A 21,203-nucleotide genomic window follows, 5' to 3' on the forward strand; every position below is an offset into this window, starting at 1 on the left:
CGCAAAGATTACAACTTGAATACCAAAAGCCGAAATTTATGCAACAAATTATCCAACTGCTTTCCCATTTTACCAATAATTGCGTACTTTGTCAGGCGTAATAAAACAATACAAATAATTTATTTAAATTCATGCAGCACGTACTTCATCTTAAGGATGCCTCTATATTTCAAGGCGATAGTTTAGTTTTATCTGATGTTAGTGTGGAAATTAACAAAGGTGATTTTGTGTATTTAATTGGTAAAACGGGATCTGGCAAAAGTAGTTTTATGAAAACGCTGTATGGTGATTTACAGCTTACTAAAGGTGAAGGCAGTATTGTAGATTTCGATTTACGCAATTTAAAAGAAAAAGACATTCCGTTTTTACGCCGAAAATTAGGTGTCGTGTTTCAAGACTTTAAATTATTAACGGATAGAACCATTAATGAAAACTTATTATTTGTTTTAAAAGCAACTGGCTGGAAGGACAAAAAGGAAATGAATACACGTGTAGAGGAGGTTTTAGATAAGGTTGACATGAAAACAAAAGGGTTTAAATTCCCGCATGAACTATCTGGAGGTGAACAGCAACGAGTAGCTATAGCACGCGCTCTATTAAATGATCCAGAACTTATTTTAGCCGATGAGCCTACTGGAAATTTAGATCCCCAAACTAGTGTGGAAGTTATGGAAGTGTTACGCGATATTAATAAAAACGGCAACACCATTTTAATGGCAACTCATGATTACGCGCTACTTTTAAAGTACCCAAGTAAAACTTTAAAATGTGATGACAATCAAATTTATGAAGTAGTACAACGTAAGGCATAATTGTTTTCAGATTCTAAAATTTTAGTAGTTATAAATGCCCTCTATCCTTTTATCATGTTTTATACAAAAATAAAGTCGCATTTCCACTTACTGTAAAACGGTATAACCACAATTAATTATGTAGATTTGACCCCTTGACTAAAATGCCCAAATGCTTTCTATTTTAATTCCAACATATAATTATAATGTATATCCGCTAGCCAATAAGCTAATGGAAGACGCAAGTCGTTTAGGCATTCCATGCGAATTAATTTGTATGGACGATGGTTCTGGTTCGGATTTAAACACAGCCAATGAACGGATTAACAACTTACCCAACGCTACTTTTTTAATAAGTAAAAAAAACAACGGTAGAACCCTTACCCGGCAACTGCTAGCCAAACAAGCCAATAACGATTGGCTTTTGTTTTTAGATGCTGATGTTATGCCGAAAAATGATGATTTTTTAAAAAAATATATGGATTTGATTCGTGACTCAAATCCCATTATTTTTGGTGGTATTGCTTATAACGAAAAAGATTACCAATTAGAAAACTCACTCCGTTTTAAATTTGGCAGTAAACGCGAAGTTGTAAGTGCTCAAAAGCGCAATAAATTACCATATCGTGTGGTGTGTTCTGCAAATTTCCTAACCAAAAAAAACATGTTTCTGGATATTAACGCGTTAAATTTAAATCACGCTTATGGTATGGATTACATTTTTGGAATGACTTTGAAAACACAATTAATTCCTGTAAAACATATTGACAACGAGGTTTATCATTTAGGTATTGATGAAAATTATAACTTTTTAGCTAAAACAAAACGAGGGCTTAAAACGTTACATTCTAGGAACAACGATATGATTATTTTGAATAATCAAATTAATCTTCTAAAATATTATAGAATCTTAAAAAAATTAAGACTTCATAACTGTTTTGGTCAATTTATGTTATATTTAGATAAACCTGTAACGTCAAATTTGGTCAACAGTAAAAACCCAAGTTTGTTTTTATTTGACTTATATAGGTTGGGGTATTTTTGTAGACTTAAATAGACTTTCAGCCTCTTGAACCATTAATCTTTCAATTCTAAAACCAATTTGAATAATTTAACAACTTCTTCAAACCCACTTTTTTCAATTATAATTCCGCTTTATAACAAGGCTAATTTTGTAAAAAGCACCATTGATCAGGTTTTAAATCAGCGTTTTCAAAATTTTGAAATAATTGTGATTAATGACGGGTCAACAGATGCCAGTTTAGACGTTGTTCAAAATATTAAAAACGACAAAATCTCTATTTTCACTACAAAAAACCAAGGTGTATCAGCTGCTAGGAATTTTGGTGTTTCTAAAGCAAGAACTGATTATATGGTGTTTTTAGACGCCGATGATTCATGGCTTCCAAATCATTTAGAAAACTTAAAAAACTTATTAGATGCGTTTCCAGACTGTGGTTTATATTGCACAGGTTATGCTAAAAAAATAAAATCGCATGTGTACCCAGCGTCTTTTAATAAGGTTCCAAATGACGTAAATTGGTACGGAATTATACCCGATTATTTTGAATCGAGTATAACCAATGCTATAGCATGGACTTCGGCCAGCATGGTTCCTAAAAGTGTGCTGCTCGAATTAGAAGGTTTTGATGAAGGCATTACATTTGGCGCTGGTGAAGACACAGATTTATGGATCCGTATTGCCTTGAAGTATCCTGTAGCTTTTAATAATGACGTAACAGCCATACATAATCTTCATGCAGAAAATAGAATTTCTAATACAAAAACAGATTTACGCACCTTTATAGATTTAGATAAGTATGACAGTTTTGCCAAAAACCACCCTTCTTTAAAAACGTATTTAGATATAAATAGATTTTCAATTGGAATTAAATACCGTTTAAATGGGCAGCATGTTTTGGCTGAATCCTACTTCCAGAAGATTGACCCCAATAGCTTGAATAGCAAACAACGTATGTTAATAAAGAAGAATCAACAAACCTTAATTGTTTTAAAATACCTTCAAAAAAATTTAAGAAAATGGCGAATTAATTTATCGCCTTTTAAATAGTTCAAACGCTTCATAATCGCGAATATAATCGCTTTCATCATAATCTTCTGAAGCTAAAACCAAGCAGACCGATCCTGAAGAAAAATTATCAATTTCACGCCAAATTCCCGGAACTATTAACAAGCCTTTATCTGGTTTATTTAAGGTTATTTTCCGTTCATTTTCACCATCTTTTAGGTGTACTTCAAAACTACCACTTAAGGCAACAAGCATTTGATATAGTTTTTTATGTGCATGACCACCACGATACGAATCGCTTGGTACATCATATAAATAATAGACTCTTTTTATATTAAATGGAATACAGTCTTTTTCAATTACGGCAAGTTTTCCACGTGTATCACTAACCGTTGGAACTTCAACAATTGAAACGTTATTTATAGTTGTTTTCATCTAAATTTTCAATTAATTTTTTCCAATCTTCACTAATATTTTCTAATGAAAACTTTTCAACACTCCTTTTAGCATTGGATTTGCATTGCTGGTAGAGTGTCTCATCAAATATAAAACTATTCATGGCTTCTGCCAGAGCATTCGCATTATAATTTTCTACGAGCAAGCCATTGTGTTTGTTCTGAATAATTTCATTAGGACCAGATTGGCAATCTACAGAAATAACTGGTGTTTCTAAATATAAGGATTCCGGTAATACCAACGGAAACCCTTCATAACGACTGCTTAAAACCGTAAACTTTGCATGTTTAGCATATATATAAGGGTTGTCGGTTTGCGGTTTAAACACGACATCTTTCTCTAATTTAAGCGTTTTTACAAAACCCGTTAACATGGCTTTATCTGAACCGCTTCCTAAAATTAAAAGTTTATAGTTTTGCCGTGCTAATGCCGATTTCTTGAAAGCTTCAATAAGCAACTTCAGATTTTTAGAATCATCATCTAATCGGCCATAAAATAAAATATAGTCGGTTTCTAAAAACGGATCATTATTTGGTTCTGACGCTCGTTTATCAATGTTCTGAAAGTCAAATGCATTATGAATACATTCAATATATTTTAAGTTATATTTCTTTTTAAAATGAGTTGCAATGGCTTCAGAAACACCAATCATAACGTCATGCTTATACAAATAGCTACTTAACCAATCCTGCTTTGGAAACATGATATTGGTTTCAAACGAATGAATAACATAGACCGTTGGTGCTTTATAAATGAATTTGGAAATAATAAATTCCCGATACGATTGTACACGCGAACGATGATCTATAATAACATCAAAATTCTGTGTTTTTAAAAACTTCCTAAACTTAAAAAGCCTAGAAATCCGGTTAAAGGATGATTGCTTATCAGATTTGTAAAGCCCTAAATTAAATAAGGTTCCCGAAAAGGTATAGAATACATCTGGAAAAATGGTAACAATATGCACATCATAACCTAGCCTATATAGCAAGTGAGACTGCAAAGCTGCCGCATGTTCCGCACCACCTTTTCCAAGGGATGATACTACCAAACAAATCTTTTTATTGTTACTTTGCAAGAATTAGTTTTTAGAAATCAAATATAGTAAATGAAAATCTTATTATTAGGAGAATACAACTCTTCACACTATACTTTAAAAGAAGGTTTGGAAAAACTGGGCCATGAGGTATTGGTTGTTGGACATGGTGATGGTTTCAAGAAAAGAAAAGTAGACATAAAATACACCTTAAAATACACTGAAGGTTTTTTTGGTAAGCTTAAATCTGTATTGTTTAGAATATTTGGTTTTGATATAACATCCATGGATGTAAATAGGCAGTTTGATACTTTTAAAGACCAATTAACAGGTTTTGATGTTGTTCAATTAATAAATGAAGCGGCTTTTAATACGACACCTAAAGTAGAAAAACGTTTATTAAAGTTCATTTTTGAAAATAACAAAAACGTTTTTTTAATGTCCTGTGGTACCGACTATGTGAGCGTAAAATATGCTTTTGAAAAAAAATTCAAATACTCGATATTGACGCCATATTTTGAGAATAAAGGCTCTAAAAAAGATTTCTGGCATGCGATCATGCACCTAACAAAACCTTATGTAGACTTGCATGAATACGTGTATAAAAACATTAAAGGTGTACTGGCTAGCGATTTGGATTACCACATTCCTTTAATAGGAAATAAAAAATATTTGGGCATGATGCCTAACCCTATAAATTTAGAAAAATTAGATTATATCGATTTAAAAGTAACCGATAAAATTGTCATTTTTCATGGTATCAATCAAAAGAATTATTACAAAAAAGGCAATGATATTTTTGAAGCTGCTTTGGACATTTTAAAGAAAAACCATGCCCATAAAATTGATGTTATAACCGTAAGAAGCTTACCTTATGATGCGTATATAAAAGCTTTTGATACAGCACATATTTTATTAGACCAAGTATTTGCTTATGACCAAGGTTTTAATGCGTTGGAAGCTATGGCAAAAGGTAAAGTCGTATTTACAGGTGCAGAACAAGAATGGTTAGATTATTATAATATTGAAGCAGATACGATTGCCATTAATGCGGAACCTGATGCTGAAAAAATTGCAAAAAAATTAGAATGGTTGGTATTACATCCTGAAAAAATTTCAGAAATCTCCAAAAACGCTCGAGCTTTTATTGAAAAAGAACATCATTATGTTGATGTTGCAAAACTGTATTTAGAAACGTGGGAATCTAAACTCTCGGAAAACGCAACTCCAAAGATACTCTAGTTATATCCTTATTATTATTTACGGCTGCACCATGAATTAAAAAAGGCGTAAAAATTAAAGCGTCTCCCGGTTTTGGGTTTGGTCTTGTCATTTTAATAGTTCCGGTTTTGGTTTCCAATATACATGGCACATAATATATATTACCATTAATTTCGGCACCTTTACTCGCGGTTCTTAAAATGTTATTCTCTGGAATTAAATGGCTGCCTGGAAAAACAGGTAAGGATGAGTTTTCATTACAGCCTTCAATTGGAATCCATACATTTATAATATCTTCCCAATAGCTTAAGTAACCATCTCTGTGAGGTGGATTTATATCTAAAGAATTCGGTCTGCTTATCCTGATTTGGATATGCGATTTTTGGAGTTCTTCAACCCATGATGTTAATTTATAACCTAAAATTGCTCCAAAACGTTCTGCTAGCGCATCAATATTAAAGTCAAAATCTTCGTTTTCTAAATTTCTAGTGATGTTAATTACTTGGTTGTGTAATTCATCTGTATTTACTATTTCATGATATTTAGCTAGTGTAAAGGTGTTTTCATCCAACGAAATATTATTTGCTTTTATAGCCTTAATTATGTTTTGAGTTAGAGATTCTTTCAATCTTGAAAATTCATCATTTATAAAAGCACCAACAACTTTATACCCTTCATGCTCCCAAGGCATTTTTGATAAAACACTATTTGTTTTATTATAAAGCAATTCTTCTTTTCCCCAAAAAAACGCACCCTTTACATTAAACTCATAAGGTTTATCATCAATATATATATGACAGGTTTTTGTATTCATAGGTTTAAGAATCTAATTCATTTTCATCTTCAGAAATCACACCAAACAATGATGAACTAAAAATAAGCAATATCAATCCGTAATATAAAACATAGGATGCAAAGTGTGCAATATTAGCACCTTTTACACCATAAATATCAATAAAGTAAATACTCATAAAATATAAAATCGCCACTGAAAAAGCTTCGGTTATAATATAATGCCAGAACATTTTTTTTGCTAAAAACTGATACGCAATTACAATGGAAAGTACTTTTACGAAATCGCCTAATAATTGCCACAAGAATAAATCGGCTACGGGTTTGAACTCTTCAGTAAACAATACCAAAACTATAATATGGCGCAATAAATAAATCACTAATAATCCGCCAGCAAAAATGGGAATAATAGTTTTATAGAAATTGAAAACTTCGGCTCTAAATTCTTTTTTATTATCAATTTCAGAAAATCTTGGTAAAATATAAAGGGTCAATAAAGAGGATACGAACATTAAGTAATATCGAGAAATTCGGTTCATAGATTCCCACATACCGGCTTCTCTTAATCCAACCGTATCTGTTATATAATTCCGAATGGCAATGGCTACAATTGGCAGTAAAAAGGCAGAAAAAATAGCCATCACAGAATAAGAACTCAATTTTTTTACATAATCTAAACTAATATGTTTCACCTGAATTAATCCTGCCAAACTACGCCTGTTAGCAATACCAACCAAGGTAATAAAGAATAACAAGGATTCAGAGATAACAACCGAAATCAAAGCACCATCCAAGCGCTCTTTATATATTAATAGAATGGTTATGGAAAGCCCAAAAATCTGTCCAATAATATTAATAACAATCAGTATTTTATATTTTGAAAAGCCATTCAAGATTCCAAAAATAAACATGTTTAACGCATAAAATGGCAATGCAATGGCCATAATCCGGATAACATAAGCATAGTCATTATAATATGCAAAGACGTAATCATTGAGTTCGTCAGCAAAAAAATAGCAGAAAAAAGACACGATTATGGTCGCAATAAAACCGGAATAGAAAACGGTGGAAATTGTTTTACTAAGCTCCAAAGTATTCTCTTTGAATTCGGCAACATATTTTACCACGCCATTATACAAACCCAATGTAGAAACCGCTTGAACCGAGCTTAAAAAATTACGCAAGTTCCCAATTAAAGCCATTCCTTCTAATCCAACAAATAAAGCAATCACTTTGGAGGTTAAAAACCCAGAAATGATTTTAACTAACATTGAAACCGAGTTTAAAGAGGCAACCTTAAACAAGACATTACTATTAATATAGTTTAATAAACGTTTCAATTAGTAGGTGTTTAGGATGTTAATAATTTTTATCACATCAGAATCTGACAGAATTGGGCTCATGGGAATACTAACCACATTGTTATGTATAGTTTCTGTAATGGGTAATTTTAAATGCGCATAGTTGTGTAATGCCGTTTGTTTATGCGGCGGAATTGGGTAATGGATTAGGGTTTCCACATTATGTGACTGCAAATAGTTTACAAACAAAGCTCTATCCTCTACCTGAACCACAAACACATGAAATACATGATTTTCAGAACCGTCATAGAATGGCAGTTTTATTTTTGGGTTTTTAACACCTTTCAAATACTGATTTGCTACTCGGCGTCTTTCGTTATTATCAGCATCTAAATCTGGTAATTTAATATTTAAAAAAGCAGCTTGTAGGGCATCTAAACGTTTATTGTAACCAACACGTGTATTTACATATTTTTTTTCAGAGCCATAATTTCGCAATTCAGAAATAGCCTTTGTTAATGCCTTATTGTTTGTTGTTACTGCGCCAGCATCACCTAATGCACCCAAATTTTTTCCTGGATAAAAGCTAAACGCAGCTGCATCTGCCAAATTTCCTGCTCTTTTTCCGTTGGAATATTTTGCACCTTGTGCTTGAGCAGCATCTTCCACAACCAGTAAATTATGATTTTTAGCTAGATTATTTATGCCGTCCATATTGGCCAATTGACCATATAAATGCACGACCAAAATAGCTCTTGTTTTTGATGAAATGTGTGTTTCAATTTTAGAAACATCAATGTTGTAAGTTTCTGGATCTGGCTCAACAAGAATAGGCTTTAAGTCGGCATGGATAATGGCTAAAACACTTGCTATAAACGTATTTGCAGGTACGATAACTTCATCACCAGGTTTTAATTTGCCTAATGCCATGTAGGCTTTAAAAATTAAAATTAAAGCATCCAATCCATTACTGATGCCTATGGTATATTTGGTACCACAATATTGTGAAAAACGCGTTTCAAAGGCATCAACTTCAGGACCAAGAATGTAGCTGCCATTTTTTAAAAATTGCTGAAATTTTTCTTGAAATGCTGCTTCATAACGTGCATTTATTGCTGGAAGATCTAGAAATTTTATCATAGCATCACGTTATTTAGTTTTACATGGTTACACACGGGTACCGAATAAAAATCTTGTGTCATACTACGAGCTCCAAATCCTTCTTTCCAATAGAGTAATCCAGAATTCACCTGTTTACCTTGATTTTCGTTAGAAATACCAAAGTCGAAAAATGGTTTATTTTTAAAGGCAGTTTTCAAAAGAAAGTCATGTAAAAAATCCAAACTCCCTAATTGATTTTTATCCGCATTCCCCGAAATATATTGCGAATGTGCTACCTGATCTGTTATAAAAATCGTGGTTCCAGCAACCAATTCATTATTTCTATAAACGTTGAATTGCTTAATATTATTAGGAAAACGCTCTTGTAATAATTTAATTTCGTTTAATGAATGAACTGGTTTCGCGTCATGCTTATCTTCCAAATTCGGTATAAGAATGGTATTCCAAAAATCATCAAAAAGATTGTCATTTTTAACGACTAATTGATTTTTAACGCCACGTTTTACGCCATCCTTTCGGTCTTTTGAAAATGCTACTTCTTCAGAAAGTTTCACAACTGAAAGCATATCACGCCTGATTAATTTGGCTTCCATTAAAAACATGAGGTAGTTACTTTCATCGTTTGGAATACTTGAATAAATAGCAGGCAATTGTTTAATTTGCAATGTATTAAACCCTTCAGATTCGAAAAACAGAAGAAGACTTTTAAAAACTTCTAAAACCGCATGAAATTTTAATTTGGCACTATATACCAAACCTCCATAGGTTAACCCTTGATGACTAAAAATTGTTTTTTCTACTTTATTAGCTGGAAAAACAGCAATGGGTTTATCATTTTTGAATATAATTACAGACGCATCCTGAAAACGATCTTGATGATATTCCATAAAATCCCTATGGAATAAAAACGTACCATTTTTAGAATTATAAACCAATTTATTCCATTGAGAATAAAAAGACGGTTCGTAAAACTGAACAGCATATGTAGAATTATTTAAATGGCTATCGGTCAAAATTTAAATTTATTTATAAGCGGTTTCAAGAACCACCAATCTCTTTCTTTAAAATACAACAACACACTAATAATAATTAAAAATTCAAAAGGAAAACTGAATCTATTATTGGTACCATAAGTTAATAGTGCTTGAAGTATGGACGCTATAAATATAACAGACATTATTATAAAACCGATATCTATTGTTCTATTTTTAATGGCTTTTATAATTAATACTGGCACTAAGAGTAAAAAAACAATTCGGAATAGATATATAATAGGTTCCTGAATATACCAAATACCTCGAAATAGTTTGTTGGCATATTTAAAATTGAAATCGTTATAATTCCAATAAAGCGTAGGGTTCCAGAAATCGCGCCAGGAATAAAAAACCACTTGATGCAAGTATTCCATGGGATTGTTGGCAATGGTAACTTTAGCATATTCTGTTAGCGCTTTGGATAATTCGGAAAACTCCATATGGTATTTATCATAGGCGCCATCATCATAAGCATACCAAATGGACATGGCAATGTCTTTATTTTCTAGAATGGCTTGGTCTCTATAGGCTACATAAGGCTCTGAAAGCCATTTGAATTCATCGGGAGATTTTTCGGCAAAACGCACACAATTCTGGGAGATATAAACACCCATTAAGGTGGTAGAAGAAAAATAACCGTGATGTTTTTCTACAACCGAAGACCATCCTAGATACGCTAATACAGGAAATACTAAAATGATAAATCGGGAGGCTAATAATTTAAAATTTTTAGGCTCCTGTAAAAACCAAAAACCATATAATAGAAAAGGAATATATAGATAAAATGGCTTGGTAAGCACCAAATAACCACATAGTAAACCCAGTATCACATGCATAGCAAACGTTTGCTTGTTTAGGGTAATTAAGTAAAAAGCCAGCGTGATTAATAACAGGACAAAGGTTTCCATTAAAATGGCCGTTTCAAAAAAGTAAATATGAATAAACGTTTGTAAAAACAGCGTGATATAAAGACTTTGTTTTTTTGAAAACCTTAAATTCTGTAATAATAAATACCACAAAACAGCTGTTAAAATTCCAAATAGAAATTGATAAAAAACAGTAACATACAAATTTCCAAAGGACAGTGCTATAATTAATGCATAACCTGGCGTTCGTGCACCATCATAGCCCGAATAACTTAAGGCAGAAATATGCTGGGCCAAATCAATATAGCCCGAGCTATCTGGATAGATAGTAACATGCGTGTAAAACACAAAAAAGATGAACATACGCACCAGTAAACCAAACGCACTGATATAAATTATATTGGTATCCTTTATCATATTTATAAAATAGCCTTATTATTTAAAAGTTGGGATTTCAAATTTTCCAATTTTCTACTATTTGAGATTCCGTAAAATAGGCAACCTTCTTATGTCCGGTTTGCTTGCTCAAAATATTTAATTGAAGCGACCCTAAAACAAAAACACCTATACTTATTAATAAGGAATTAAAAAGCGTTGCCATCAAGGTACTACTCCAACCAGGAACAGCAACATCAATCACATATTTTTTATAGAGAATAAAGCCTGTTAAAATAAGAATGCCAAAAATTAAAAACATACAAAGTTTTATAAACACAAAAAGCAAGCTTTGAGCATTTTCCACGAAGGAATTGACGGCATGATAAAATAAGTTTTTGAAACCCATTTTAGATTCGCCCGAAATTCGTTGATTCCTATCCCACTTCACTTGTGTTTTATAGCATTTCTGATTATCGAGAAAAGCCGCTAAATGCACAAAAGAATTTTCCGTAGCCGTGTTGACCAGTTTCGGACTCATCATACAGAAATTACCAAAGTTTAAGCGTTTACCAATAACCACTTTAAACAAGCTTTGATATAAGCGATAAAAGAATTTAAAGCGCCAGTTTTCATTACGCTTGCCGCGGATTACCTGTACCAAATCCTTATCTGTATGTTTTAATAATTCTTGTATAGCGGCAGGATCATCTTCACCATCTGCATCCATGATTATTACATTATCAAAATTTTTAGAATGTGCGTAAATGAGTCCTTGTTGAATAGCTTTTTGATGTCCCATATTGAATTTCAAAGCTAGCAACACAGTGTTTATAGTAGGTGACGCTATCTTTAGGTTTTGAATTCGTGCTTTAGTATCATCAAGTGAGCCATCATCAATATAAATCAGTTCGAATAAAAAAGGAAGTTTTTCTAATTCAGTTACAAGCTGATTAGTAAGAATATCAATTCCTGAACTTTCATTAAAACAAGGTAAAAGAATGGCTATTTTTTTCATGTAATTTTATAAAATTAAAAATACAGTTTCTCTATTTGGTTAGCTTATTAAAAACAACTTCATTCTGTGCATTTTTGTCATTATAATTACCAATAGGTTCCCATTTGGAAAAAGGTATAAAACTTTTATGTACTTAAAGTTATTTTCAACTTGTTTGGGCTTTCAGTAAAATTGACATTACGCGTATGCAAGCACTAAAATACTTATTATTTTAAAACATTTGGTCGTTCTAAAAATTTTATTAGTTTATCTTTCACAACTCAATTAGTATTCAGTCTATCCATGTTGAAAAAACGGAACATAACTTATAAGAAAGGTATTGAAATTATTCTTTATGCGCTGGTCTTCCTCTATTGTATTTTCCATGATGCTATTTATTCCCCAGATACACCTAGTTACATAAATGCAAACATCTATAGATCGCCTGGTTATCCTATTTTTACCAGGTCTATTCAAATCGTTTTTCAAGGTTATTTTAATTTTTTTATTGTTTTAATTCAAGCACTATTAGGCCTTTTTGCAGTTTACACCATTAGCTCAAAGGTTCGTAAAATTCTAGAATTAAATTATGTATTACATCTGATTTTTTTAGTACTCTTACTTTTTCCTTTTTTTTCACCATTACAAGTGGCAAACAATATTAGTTCTGAAGGTTTAAGCTATCCTTTATATTTATTCTTTTTATCTTTTTCTTTAGATTTCATAATACTGAATACCAAAAAGTCCCTTATTTATATAATAATTTGCAGCATCTTTTTGGCTTTAACCCGAGGACAATTTTTAATACTTCCATTTGTTTTGGCCATTTTATATATTTTTAAATATAAAAGAACCGTATTTAATCGGTTTCATTTAACGAGGTTTATGCTATTATTGATTATCCCTTTTATTTCAATTTTGGCAGATAAATCATATCATAAAATAAAAGATGGCTTATTCATTTCCACGCCATTCACTTACATAAATGCTGCTGCATCAGCATTATATATTAGCAAGGCTGAAGATGTTAATAGTTTAGAAAATGAGGATTATAAACACATATTTAATGATTGTTATTCCTTTATCTCAAAAAATAAATGGCTTTTATCTAGTGAAGAACGAATGAGTAACGCTGAAGATTATAAGCACTTTCACAGAAATTTAGGAAAAATATGCAATTTAACACTACATGAACGAGGTACAGCGTATTTTCTAAACAAAAATAATACGATTGTCGAAGCCAGATATTATACGGAGCAAGCTGCTAAAGCTATGTTTCCCATATTAGTGAAAAATAATTTTAAGGAATGGATTTGTTTGTTTTACAGTAATTTAATTTATGGTTTTAAACTACCAATACTATTTATATTTGTTTTATTCGCGATGCTTTTTAGTGCCTTTAAAGCAATTAAAGTATCAAATAAAAACGTTTATATAATATTATTTCTATCTGCTTTAATTCTATCAAATGCATTAGTTGTTGCATTTGCCAGCCATTCTATCATGAGGTATTTATTTTATAATTATTCATTGTTTTTTTTAATCCTTGTGTCCATTTTTAAATATATAAATCATGTCAGAGAAAATTGAATTATCTATTGTAATGCCTTGCCTAAATGAGGCGGAAACTTTAGAGATTTGTATTAGAAAAGCACAAAGTTTTTTAATAAAAAATCATGTGCGTGGTGAAATTATAATTGCTGATAATGGTAGTACTGATGGTTCACAAAATATTGCTAATTTACTTAATGCCCAAATAGTAACTATATTAGAAAAAGGTTATGGAAGTGCTCTTCGTGGTGGCATCAAGGCTGCATCTGGCAAATACATTATAATGGCAGATGCAGATGATAGTTATGACTTTGAATCGCTTTTACCATTTTTAACAACCTTAAGATCTGGTTCAGATTTTGTTATAGGAAATCGGTTTAAAGGCGGAATTGAAAAAGGTGCCATGCCATTTTTACATAAATATTTAGGGAATCCTGTTCTCTCCTTTTTGGGTAGATTGTTTTTTAGAATTGAAATAGGCGACTTCCATTGTGGTTTACGCGGGTTTTCAAAAGAAGCCTACCTTAAGATGAATTTAAAAACTACTGGAATGGAATTTGCTTCAGAAATGATAGTTAAATCCAAACTCAATAATCTTTCAATGGTGGAAGTTCCTACAAAACTACATCAGGATGGTAGAACAAGACCACCACATTTGAATACATGGCGAGATGGCTGGCGTCATCTTCGTTTTTTATTATTGTACAGCCCAACTTGGTTGTTTTTAATCCCTGGAATTACGTTAATGGTTTTAGGTTTTTGCGTATCCGTATTATTAATAATTCAACCAGTAATTATAAAACATATTATGCTGGACATACATACCCTTTTGTATTCATCTAGCATGATTCTTATTGGGTTTCAATTTTTTGTTTTTTATGCACTTACCAAAATATACGCCGTTGAAAATGGATTACTACCAAAAAGCAATCGCTACAACAAACTATTTAAATATTTGAATCTAGAAACAGGACTGATAATTGGTGGCGTATTTCTAATAATTGGAATTACATTGAGCTTTTATGGATTTTCTATTTGGAAAGACACCCATTTTGGCAACTTAAATCCATCTCAAACATTCCGGATAATAATACCTGCAGTATTCACTATATTATTTGGTATGCAGATTATATTTTTTAGTTTATTTTTTAGTATCCTTGGTTTAAAAAACAATCCAAATTAATTCTATTTTTTAATCTAGTTGCAGTTAACAATTCTCGGAGTTTGCTAAAGACATGATAAAATGATTGCAACACATTCCTGAATTAAATTACCTATTTTTTTATATTCTTATAAAACAAAAAAAGAGGAATCGTTTTACGGATTCCTCTTGAGGGTATAATTAAGTATTCGAATTTTGATTAGAAATTCTTATTACGTTTTCTTTCAACTTCTGTTAAGTAAATTTTACGCAAACGAATATGGTTTGGTGTAACCTCAACATACTCATCTTTCTGGATATATTCTAAAGCTTCTTCTAAAGAGAACTTTATTGCCGGAACAATCTTGGCTTTATCATCAGCACCAGAACTACGAACGTTACTTAACTTCTTGGTTTTTGTTACGTTAATGGCCATATCGTCACCACGTGAGTTTTCACCAATTACTTGACCTTCATAAATATCTTCACCTGGATCGACGAAAAACTTACCACGATCTTGTAATTTATCAATAGAGTAAGGAATTGCTTGACCTTTTTCCATAGATACTAATGAACCATTTTGACGTTCTGGAATACCACCTTTTAACGGTTGGTATTCTTTAAAACGGTGTGCCATAATAGCTTCACCCGCTGTAGCTGTTAATAATTGGTTACGTAAACCAATAATTCCACGAGATGGTACAATAAACTGACAAACCATACGGTCGCCTTTAGCTTCCATACTAGTCATTTCACCTTTACGCATGGTTACCATTTCAATAGCTTTCCCTGAAACATGTTCTGGTAAATCAATTGTCATTTCTTCAACTGGCTCACATTTTACACCATCAATTACCTTGATAATTACTTGTGGTTGACCAATTTGAAGCTCATAACCTTCACGACGCATGGTTTCTATTAATACCGATAAGTGTAATACACCACGACCAAAAACCATAAATTTATCTGCACTATCCGTTTCTTCAACACGTAATGCTAAATTTTTCTCTAGTTCTTTAAATAAACGGTCTTTAATATGACGAGACGTTACAAATTTACCATCCTGACCAAAAAATGGCGAATCATTAATAGTAAATAACATACTCATTGTTGGTTCATCAATAGCAATTGTTTTTAAACCTTCTGGGTTTTCAGCATCTGCAACCGTATCGCCAATTTCAAAACCTTCAAGTCCTACAATAGCACAAATATCACCTACTTGAACTTCTTCTACTTTTTTACGACCTACACCTTCAAAAACATGTAACTCCTTAATTCTGTTTTTCACAATGCTTCCGTCCCTTTTTACTAACGAAATATTCTGACCAACTTTAAGTTCACCACGTGTTAAACGACCAATAGCTATTCGACCGGTGAAAGACGAAAAATCTAAAGATGTAATTAACATTTGTGTGTTTCCTTCTGGAATTTTTGGCGCTGGAATATGCTCAATAACCATATCTAATAATGGCTCTATATTATCTGTTTCAACTTTCCAGTCGTCACTCATCCAGTTATTTTTAGCTGAACCGTAAACGGTTGGAAAATCTAACTGCCACTCCTCTGCACCTAATTCGAACATAAGATCGAATACTTTTTCATGCACCTCATCTGGTGTACAGTTTTCTTTATCTACTTTATTAATAACTACGCAAGGCTTTAAACCTAAATCGATAGCTTTCTGCAACACAAAACGCGTTTGAGGCATTGGACCTTCAAAAGCATCAACTAATAAGCAAACACCATCAGCCATGTTTAAAACACGTTCCACTTCACCACCAAAATCGGCGTGACCAGGTGTATCAATAATATTAATTTTTGTGCCTTTATAAATTACCGATACGTTTTTAGATGTAATAGTAATTCCACGTTCACGTTCTAAATCATTATTATCTAATATTAAATCACCTGTATTTTCGTTTTCACGAAACAATTGACAGTGGTACATAATTTTATCCACCAAGGTAGTTTTACCGTGATCGACGTGAGCAATGATTGCAATGTTTTTTATTTGAGCCATATATGGTGCCTTATTTTAAGCGTGCAAAGGTACATTAAATTATTTTCTAATTTAACATCTGAACAAATAAATGTTAATCACCTCGTAATATTAGGGTTATGAAGGAATATTTGTAAGTTAATTCCGTATTTACAAGGAATAAATCCATGAGAATTCATGCTAAAAAATCAACTTTTTACACCCCGTCTAAATAGTTAATAATTTGTTATATTCGGGCTTTAATATACGAACTATTTGTATATTTCGTTGTATAATAATTGATAGTAAAAGTATTTACACCTGATAATTAATAGCAAAAAAAGGTATACTATTTACTACAAAATATAAGTTTAAAACCTAATTTTTGTAGACATGAAACCAATAAATGAGTATTATAAGTTTATTCCATATTTATATTTTATTGCAGCCATAGCCTATTGGTTTACGGATGTAAATAGAAACGAAGGCATCTCTGCTTATCCTATTTTATTGTTTGCCCTACCCTTTGTTTGGCAACTGTTTAAACCGAGCAAGCATCTTAATTTTACTTTAGGTATTGTTTTTGTCTGCTTATCGTCCTATATGATTTTAGCCTATTTATCAGATCTGTTTAAAATTATTTCATTTTCAGAAACCGTTAAAAGCTTCATCATTGTAGGTGGTCTGTTTGTTTTTACCAATTTTGCCATGTCCCTTTGGATGATAAGAAATAGCATAAAAAAAACTTTTTAAATGTGTATCTTTGCAGACTAAAATTCAGTCCAAATGATACTTAAAGACGTACCAAAATTAAAACATATAGATTCTGATAATTTTTTCTTATTAGCAGGTCCATGCGCCATTGAAAGCGAAGACATGGCATTGCGTATTGCAGAAAGAATTCTGACCATTACAGACAAGCTAGAAATTCCATTTATATTTAAAGGAAGTTTTAAAAAAGCCAACCGTAGCCGTATTGATAGTTTTACGGGAATTGGCGATGAAAAAGCACTTGAAATTCTTAAAAAAGTATCAGAAACTTTTGATGTTCCTACGGTAACCGATATTCATGAAGTATCTGATGCTGCCATGGCTGCTGAATATGTGGATGTTTTACAAATCCCAGCTTTTTTAGTTCGTCAAACGGATTTAGTTGTCGCGGCTGCCAAAACAGGCAAAGTCGTAAACTTGAAAAAAGGACAATTTATGAGTCCGGAATCAATGAAACATGCCGTACAGAAAGTCAAAGATTCGGGTAGCAACAAAGCATGGATTACCGATAGAGGTACTATGTTTGGCTATCAAGATATGATTGTAGACTTCCGTGGAATCCCAACCATGCGCGAATATGCACCAACTATTTTAGATGTTACGCACTCCCTACAACAACCTAATCAATCTGCAGGTGTTACTGGTGGACGTCCTGATATGATAGAAACCATTGCCAGAGCTGGTATTGTTAACCATGTGGATGGCTTATTTATTGAAACGCATTTTGATCCCGCTAACGCCAAAAGTGATGGCGCTAATATGTTGCATTTGGATAATCTTGAAAAACTATTAACCAATTTGGTTGCTATTAGAAAAACGGTTCAAAGTTTATAATTTTTATTACTTTTGCCAACTGAAAATCTATTACAGATTTGCCTTTAATTTTGAATTTAAGGGCAAATCTGTAATTTTTTTTAGATAAACGTTAAGGAACATACATTTCTTACGTCCAAACAACCCAATCTAACTAAAGAACTAAATACAACAAATGATAGTAAACCCAACTAAAATGCTATTTATAGTATTTTTTAGCATTTTAAATTGGAGTGCTTTTTCCCAAAAAGATTCAACTTCACTTTACACATCTCACAATAAAGGTAAAATATTTTTAAGCTGGGGCGGCAACAGAGAGGCCTTTACCAAATCCGACATTACATTTAAAGGAGATAATTATAATTTTACACTGCAAGATGTAAAAGCCCATGATAAACCGAAAGGTTGGCACATAGATTATATTAACCCAACGCGCATTACTATACCACAAACTAATTTAAAAGTTGGCTATTTTATAACGGATAATTATTATGTAGCTTTTGGCGTGGATCATATGAAGTATGTCATGACTCAAAACCAATATGCTAATATTGATGGCTATATTAATTTGCCAGCAGACGAACCTGGTGCGATTTACAATGGCGTGTACCAAGGTGAGCAAATTCTAACCACGGAAGATTTCTTAACTTTTGAACACACCAACGGATTAAACTACGTGTATTTGGAATTTGGAAGGTTTGATGATTTATCATTTTTATTCGGTATTAAAAATACGGATATTTTTCAAATTAATATTACCGAAGGAATTGGTGCAGGTGTTTTATATCCAAAAACAAATACCAAATTATTACAAAAAGCCAGGTATGACGAGTTTCATGTATCTGGTTATGGTGTATCTTTAAATGCTGGTTTAAACTTAACCTTCTTTAAACATTTCTTTGTTCAAGGTGACTTAAGAGGTGGGTTTATTAATATGCCAGACATTAAAACCACAAGCAACTCCAATGATAGCGCGTCACAACATTTTATGTTTATACAAAGCGTTATTTCATTTGGCGCAATTTTTAGAATATAATTATGATTGAAATTAGAGAAGCCGTAATAAACGATTTACCTGAAATAACCAGTCTTTTTAGGAATACCATTTTACATATTAATTCCAAGCATTATACCGAAAATCAAATAGCCGTTTGGGCATCTGGTGCAGATAATGAAAAGAAATGGACGGCTCGTATTACCAAAAATTATTTTATTGTTGCTGAAACAAATAACATCATTGTTGGTTTTGCCTATTTAACACAAGGTAATTATTTAGACGGATTGTTTGTACATAAAGACTACCAACGTCAAGGCATAGGCGCCAAATTATTACGCGTTATAGAATCGCAGGTAATAATGGCAGGATTTAAAGAAATAAAATCGGATGTTAGCAAAACAGCCCTTCCGTTCTTTGATGATTACTATTACGAAGTCGAAAAAAAACAGCTTAAACATTTAAAAGGTGAAGTTTTTGAAAACTATATCATTTATAGAACGTTGTAATTACCGCCAAAACGATTTGTCTTTGTGTTCATAAACTTCTTTTAATATATCCATCAAAACGCCATCATTGACACCTTCAAGGGTTTTATACCGAAGCGATTTAACTATTTTACGCTTTTCGGAAACTAAATACGGATCAAATTTTTTGGAGATATAAGCCGAATGCCAAAAACCAACATCCACATAATCTTTACTTTGATTGATATAACAAATAGGCCGTTTCCCGATGTAATAACACGGTAATTTCCATTTATACTTTAATTCAGCTGTTGGCAAGGTGTGTATTATGACAGCTTGGACATGCATCATAATAGACTTAAATGGTTCGGGCTTATTTAAAATATAGACTTCGGCTGGTTTCATATTTTTTTCTCTTCGTTCAAATTTAACATAAATTTATTTGTAATTATTCGAAATTAAAAACTAACTTTGTATTTCAAAGTACTTTTATATGGAGTCAAAAGATTATTTAAAAGACATTACCGAAATTAAAAACCTGATGAATAAGTCGTCCAGGTTTATTTCATTGAGTGGTTTATCAGGCATTCTTGCAGGAATTTATGCGCTTATAGGTTCAGCAGTTGCCTATTGGTTGGTAATGAAGTATAGTAATGGCACACTTATTTTAGATGGTTATATTTTTAAAATCGTGATGATCGATTTGTTTCTCATTGCCTTCTTAAGCATAGTTACCGGTATTTTCTTAACCACTAGAAAAGCCAAAAAACATGGCGAAAAAATTTGGGATGGGACTTCCAGACGATTAGTAATAAACTTTTTAATCCCTCTTATTGCAGGCGGTTTGTATATTCTGATAATTTTAGGGCAACAAAAATATGGTCAAACAGGTGCTTTAATGCTTATTTTTTATGGATTAGCATTAATTAACGCTTCCAAATATAGTATTGGTGATATTCGCTATTTAGGTTTTATACAAATTATTTTAGGCCTAATTTGCGCGTTATTTCCTGGATACGGATTTTGGCTTTGGGTATTAGGTTTCGGGATTATGCATATTATTTATGGTACGTGGATGCATTTTAAATATGATAGAAATCCAACGTTGAATAATTAGAATAAAATTTGATTCGCGCGAAAGCGGGAAACATTATGAGCATTATAAACAACATAAATAAAGTATTTGATCATAGAATCCGCTTAGGCATCATGTCTGTTCTGATGGTGAATGAATATGCCGATTTTAATATGCTGAAAGAACTTCTAGGAGCTACCGATGGCAATTTAGCAAGCCATACCAAAGCCTTGGAAAAAGCTGAATACATTTCAGTAGAAAAACAATTTATTGCTAGAAAACCAAATACGCGCTATGCCACAACTAAATTGGGCAGATCCGAATTTAAAAAGCATATTGAAGCCCTTGAAAAATTAATTAATAAAACCTAAAATTTTGAATACGCTCAATTAG

Annotated in this window: 22 protein-coding genes; 12 read left to right on the top strand and 10 right to left on the bottom strand. The window is 32.2% G+C overall.

Annotation, left to right across the window (positions count from 1 at the left end; genetic code table 11):
• Window positions 1-131: 131 nt before the first annotated feature.
• The 3 genes from ACN0QX_RS06350 to ACN0QX_RS06360 all read left to right on the top strand — a co-directional run bounded on the left by ACN0QX_RS06350 (window position 132) and on the right by ACN0QX_RS06360 (window position 2,862).
• On the top strand, window positions 132-812 hold the full coding sequence (locus ACN0QX_RS06350; RefSeq protein WP_417195923.1) for a cell division ATP-binding protein FtsE: 681 nt from the start codon (window positions 132-134) through the stop codon (window positions 810-812).
• A gap of 151 nt (window positions 813-963) precedes the next feature.
• Entirely contained in the window at window positions 964-1,848 is an 885-nt protein-coding gene (locus ACN0QX_RS06355; RefSeq protein WP_417195924.1) for a glycosyltransferase family 2 protein, read from the top strand.
• Between the two features lie 45 nt (window positions 1,849-1,893).
• A complete protein-coding gene (locus ACN0QX_RS06360; protein ID WP_417195925.1) occupies window positions 1,894-2,862 on the top strand; it encodes a glycosyltransferase family 2 protein in 969 nt (322 codons plus the stop codon).
• Here the strand turns inward: ACN0QX_RS06360 and ACN0QX_RS06365 are convergent.
• Entirely contained in the window at window positions 2,845-3,255 is a 411-nt protein-coding gene (locus ACN0QX_RS06365) for a sugar 3,4-ketoisomerase (protein ID WP_066251022.1), read from the bottom strand. The two genes, ACN0QX_RS06360 and ACN0QX_RS06365, sit on opposite strands and share 18 nt — an antisense overlap.
• Window positions 3,236-4,327, bottom strand: coding sequence for a glycosyltransferase (locus ACN0QX_RS06370; protein WP_248395260.1), 1,092 nt, complete (start codon window positions 4,325-4,327; stop codon window positions 3,236-3,238). Before ACN0QX_RS06370 ends, ACN0QX_RS06365 begins: the two co-directional genes overlap by 20 nt.
• A 57-nt stretch (window positions 4,328-4,384) precedes the next feature.
• Here ACN0QX_RS06370 and ACN0QX_RS06375 point away from each other — a divergent pair, with 57 nt between their 5' ends.
• Window positions 4,385-5,554, top strand: coding sequence for a glycosyltransferase (locus ACN0QX_RS06375; RefSeq protein WP_417195926.1), 1,170 nt, complete (start codon window positions 4,385-4,387; stop codon window positions 5,552-5,554).
• Here the strand turns inward: ACN0QX_RS06375 and ACN0QX_RS06380 are convergent.
• The 6 genes from ACN0QX_RS06380 to ACN0QX_RS06405 form a co-directional block, all read right to left on the bottom strand.
• Window positions 5,517-6,347, bottom strand: coding sequence for a phytanoyl-CoA dioxygenase family protein (locus ACN0QX_RS06380; RefSeq protein ID WP_248395262.1), 831 nt, complete (start codon window positions 6,345-6,347; stop codon window positions 5,517-5,519). The genes ACN0QX_RS06375 and ACN0QX_RS06380 overlap by 38 nt on opposite strands.
• 4 nt (window positions 6,348-6,351) lie before the next feature.
• Complete coding sequence (locus ACN0QX_RS06385; protein WP_417195927.1) at window positions 6,352-7,596, bottom strand: O-antigen translocase; 1,245 nt, start codon at window positions 7,594-7,596, stop codon at window positions 6,352-6,354.
• 69 nt (window positions 7,597-7,665) lie between these two features.
• Entirely contained in the window at window positions 7,666-8,766 is a 1,101-nt protein-coding gene (locus ACN0QX_RS06390; protein WP_417195928.1) for a DegT/DnrJ/EryC1/StrS family aminotransferase, read from the bottom strand.
• Complete coding sequence (locus ACN0QX_RS06395; RefSeq protein WP_417195929.1) at window positions 8,763-9,761, bottom strand: GNAT family N-acetyltransferase; 999 nt, start codon at window positions 9,759-9,761, stop codon at window positions 8,763-8,765. Before ACN0QX_RS06395 ends, ACN0QX_RS06390 begins: the two co-directional genes overlap by 4 nt.
• The gene (locus ACN0QX_RS06400) at window positions 9,758-11,065 is read right to left on the bottom strand and encodes a hypothetical protein (protein ID WP_417195930.1); all 1,308 of its coding nucleotides are present in this window, start codon (window positions 11,063-11,065) and stop codon (window positions 9,758-9,760) included. The genes ACN0QX_RS06395 and ACN0QX_RS06400 overlap by 4 nt, the downstream gene beginning before the upstream one ends.
• A gap of 37 nt (window positions 11,066-11,102) precedes the next feature.
• Window positions 11,103-12,041: a glycosyltransferase gene (locus tag ACN0QX_RS06405; RefSeq protein WP_417195931.1), complete on the bottom strand. Its 939-nt coding sequence runs from the start codon at window positions 12,039-12,041 to the stop codon at window positions 11,103-11,105.
• Between the two features lie 282 nt (window positions 12,042-12,323).
• On the opposite strand from ACN0QX_RS06405, the gene ACN0QX_RS06410 reads away from it, so the two are divergent.
• Together ACN0QX_RS06410 and ACN0QX_RS06415 are read left to right on the top strand one after the other, a co-directional pair.
• Window positions 12,324-13,610 (top strand): hypothetical protein, encoded by a 1,287-nt coding sequence (locus ACN0QX_RS06410; RefSeq protein WP_417195932.1) that lies wholly within the window; start codon window positions 12,324-12,326, stop codon window positions 13,608-13,610.
• Entirely contained in the window at window positions 13,594-14,754 is a 1,161-nt protein-coding gene (locus ACN0QX_RS06415) for a glycosyltransferase family 2 protein (RefSeq protein ID WP_417195933.1), read from the top strand. Before ACN0QX_RS06410 ends, ACN0QX_RS06415 begins: the two co-directional genes overlap by 17 nt.
• A 178-nt stretch (window positions 14,755-14,932) precedes the next feature.
• On the opposite strand, the gene typA is transcribed toward ACN0QX_RS06415, so the two are convergent.
• Entirely contained in the window at window positions 14,933-16,732 is a 1,800-nt protein-coding gene (gene typA / locus ACN0QX_RS06420) for a translational GTPase TypA (protein ID WP_248395270.1), read from the bottom strand.
• A gap of 351 nt (window positions 16,733-17,083) precedes the next feature.
• Between typA and ACN0QX_RS06425 the strand changes: the two genes are divergently transcribed.
• The 4 genes from ACN0QX_RS06425 (at window position 17,084) to ACN0QX_RS06440 (ending at window position 19,777) form a co-directional block, all read left to right on the top strand.
• Entirely contained in the window at window positions 17,084-17,443 is a 360-nt protein-coding gene (locus ACN0QX_RS06425) for a hypothetical protein (RefSeq protein ID WP_248395271.1), read from the top strand.
• Window positions 17,444-17,476: 33 nt separating this feature from the next.
• On the top strand, window positions 17,477-18,295 hold the full coding sequence (gene kdsA, locus ACN0QX_RS06430; RefSeq protein WP_417195934.1) for a 3-deoxy-8-phosphooctulonate synthase: 819 nt from the start codon (window positions 17,477-17,479) through the stop codon (window positions 18,293-18,295).
• Between the two features lie 175 nt (window positions 18,296-18,470).
• On the top strand, window positions 18,471-19,310 hold the full coding sequence (locus ACN0QX_RS06435; protein WP_417195935.1) for a hypothetical protein: 840 nt from the start codon (window positions 18,471-18,473) through the stop codon (window positions 19,308-19,310).
• A 2-nt stretch (window positions 19,311-19,312) separates the two neighbouring features.
• Complete coding sequence (locus tag ACN0QX_RS06440) at window positions 19,313-19,777, top strand: GNAT family N-acetyltransferase (RefSeq protein WP_417195936.1); 465 nt, start codon at window positions 19,313-19,315, stop codon at window positions 19,775-19,777.
• On the opposite strand, the gene ACN0QX_RS06445 is transcribed toward ACN0QX_RS06440, so the two are convergent.
• On the bottom strand, window positions 19,778-20,140 hold the full coding sequence (locus ACN0QX_RS06445; protein ID WP_417195937.1) for a DUF1801 domain-containing protein: 363 nt from the start codon (window positions 20,138-20,140) through the stop codon (window positions 19,778-19,780). It abuts the gene before it with no gap.
• An 88-nt stretch (window positions 20,141-20,228) separates the two neighbouring features.
• Between ACN0QX_RS06445 and ACN0QX_RS06450 the strand changes: the two genes are divergently transcribed.
• Together ACN0QX_RS06450 and ACN0QX_RS06455 are read left to right on the top strand one after the other, a co-directional pair.
• A complete protein-coding gene (locus ACN0QX_RS06450; protein WP_248395276.1) occupies window positions 20,229-20,852 on the top strand; it encodes a hypothetical protein in 624 nt (207 codons plus the stop codon).
• Between the two features lie 35 nt (window positions 20,853-20,887).
• The gene (locus tag ACN0QX_RS06455; RefSeq protein WP_066250966.1) at window positions 20,888-21,181 is read left to right on the top strand and encodes a winged helix-turn-helix domain-containing protein; all 294 of its coding nucleotides are present in this window, start codon (window positions 20,888-20,890) and stop codon (window positions 21,179-21,181) included.
• The last annotated feature ends 22 nt before the right edge of the window (window positions 21,182-21,203 follow it).

Source organism: Bizionia sp. (genome assembly GCF_048259285.1).
Lineage (GTDB): Bacteria > Bacteroidota > Bacteroidia > Flavobacteriales > Flavobacteriaceae > Algorimicrobium > Algorimicrobium hallyeonense.